The sequence below is a fragment of the Thomasclavelia sp. genome (assembly GCF_047249845.1).
In the GTDB taxonomy this organism is placed as follows: Bacteria; Bacillota_I; Bacilli_A; order Erysipelotrichales; family Coprobacillaceae; genus Thomasclavelia.
Genome location: NZ_JBKTWO010000131.1, coordinates 1 through 2,321 on the forward strand (window position 1 = coordinate 1; position 2,321 = coordinate 2,321).

At 31.1% G+C, this 2,321-nt stretch carries 2 protein-coding genes; both read right to left on the bottom strand.

Annotated features, from left to right (window positions below):
- Nucleotides 1-88: 88 nt before the first annotated feature.
- Nucleotides 89-1,342: an HdeD family acid-resistance protein gene (locus ACLR9T_RS13945; RefSeq protein ID WP_413110091.1), complete on the bottom strand. Its 1,254-nt coding sequence runs from the start codon at nucleotides 1,340-1,342 to the stop codon at nucleotides 89-91.
- Nucleotides 1,343-1,431: 89 nt separating this feature from the next.
- Nucleotides 1,432-2,321: iron-containing alcohol dehydrogenase (locus ACLR9T_RS13950; protein WP_413110092.1), on the bottom strand; the 890-nt coding region annotated here is incomplete at its 5' end.

Genomic DNA, 2,321 nt, shown 5'->3' on the forward strand with positions numbered 1-2,321 from the left:
GGTGATTATATGGGAGAGGGGTCACCTATGCAAGTATTATTGTCTTTCTTTTACATAACCATAATACATATATGAATATACCTCATTTTTATTTAATTGTCAATATGTTATAAATATTTTTAGTAATAATTGCCCCGTTAACTCTCTGGTATTCTTTCTCTAAATAACTCTGATAAGTGCCAGGTGAAATAATACCATTTAAATCAATTATGTCCATTCCTGCCTTTCCCATAATCGTTTCTGCAAGCTTCACACAATTAGATCCCAACACAAAATAAGTCTTAAAACGTCCCTTTTTAAACTTATAAAATTTTGTTTTAGTTCGTAAGTATAATTTACTAGCATAATCATTACAATCATCACTATTTTTATAAGAACGAGGATACCATCGATAGGTGTTTTCAAATATTTTTCTAATCTCCGCTTTTACACTTTCTAATTGTTTTGTTGTTAAACGTACACCATAACTAAAGATAGTTTTTTTATCTATTTCTATACAAAAAGGAATATAACTTTCTCGCGGAGCAACAAAGATAACGCCATCACCAATCGATTCATATAGCCTAATCGAATCATGATCATAATTACCATATGAGATAACATTATTATCAATACAAATATCACAGTGACCAATTGTACCAAACCCATCTGGACTAACATGTATAAATATCTCAACATTAGCATGATTAACATCATCTAAAAACTTTTCTTTAGGTTCTACTGCTAAACGTTCATTTATATAATCCATCATTACTTTAGGAATACGTGCTGATATAAAAATTGGAACAGGAATTCTAATTCGACGTTTTAAACTATCCTTGTGCTGCTGAGGAACAGCTATAAAAACACCATCAATAATATAATTCATCCCTAAAAACAAACCATATGCACCAATAAAGATCATCATTGCATTAGCATCCACAAACCGTCCTAACAATAACGCCAAACCATATATTATTAAAAAAACAGCTCCACATAAAACTGGAAACCGTCTATCAACTTTATCTTTTTTATAGTTAAGATATGAGATAAACTTAATAATTCCATTTAAAGTAATATATAAAGCAAAAATCGCAAATAATAATCTTATTGGAATAGTCGTATAAATAATAACAAAAAGCCCAATTACTATATTAATAATAATATTAAACAAATCCCCCCTTAACCGTCTTTTAATAAAAACGCCTAATTCATGGAACCCATTTATTATTAAAATCCATCCTAAAACATCAAATACACGCATTAAAAAATCATCACGTTGAATAATTGCCATAGTTGAAATAACAATTAGAATTAGACCTAAAATACAATAATAAACAGAATTGTAAATATTTCGTTTCATCTAACCCCTCCATCCTTTAATATACTCATATTATATCACAAAGTAAAAAAGAGACTACTCTTAATGAGTCGTCTCCTAAATTATACAGATTATTTATCAAATTTATTTTTGTAATCCCAAATAGTTCTTAAGATTGCTTCCATATCATGTACCATTGGCATTCTTGGATTTGCTGGAGTACATTGATCTTCATAAGCATTCATAGCCATTCTGTGAATTGCTTCATCCCAATCTTTTTTATCGATTCCTTGAGATTCGATGTTAGATGCTAAATTAACTTTGTGACATAATTCTTCACAAGCGTCAGCAAACATTTGAACACCTTCTGCAGGAGTTTTAGGATTTAATCCGATTAATTGAGCTAATTCCATATATTTAACATCAGCTTTGAAGTTTTCAATTTTTGGCCAGATGTTTAATTTAGTTGGCATACTTCCGTTATATCTGATAACGTGTGGTAATAAGATACCATTAGTACGTCCATGAGGTACGTGGAATTCCCCACCAATTTTATGAGCTAATGAGTGGTTCATACCTAAGAATGCATTAGCGAAAGCCATACCTGCGATTGTTGCAGCATTGTGCATTTTTTCTCTAGATAAAGGAGTTCCTTCTTTAACTGATTCTTCTAAGTAATCAAATACTAATTTAACGGCTTGTTTAGCCCATCCATCAGTAAAGTCAGAAGCTAAGATAGATACGTAAGCTTCAACTGCATGAGTTAATACGTCGATACCTGTATCAGCAGCAATTGCAGCTGGTAAAGACATAACGAATTCAGGGTCAACGATAGCTACTGTTGGAGTTAAAGCATAGTCAGTTAATGGATATTTCTTGTTACAAGATTTATCAGTAATAACTGAGAATGGAGTAACTTCTGAACCTGTTCCTGAAGTTGTTGGAATACAAATCAAGTTAGCTTTTTTACCTAATTCAGGGAATTTAAATGCACGTTTTCTAATATCCATGAATTTTTGTT

Bases quoted from the DNA above. Each gene is read 5' to 3' on its own strand.
- ACLR9T_RS13945 (WP_413110091.1), bottom strand. From the start codon at position 1,342: ATGAAACGAAATATTTACAATTCTGTTTATTATTGTATTTTAGGTCTA.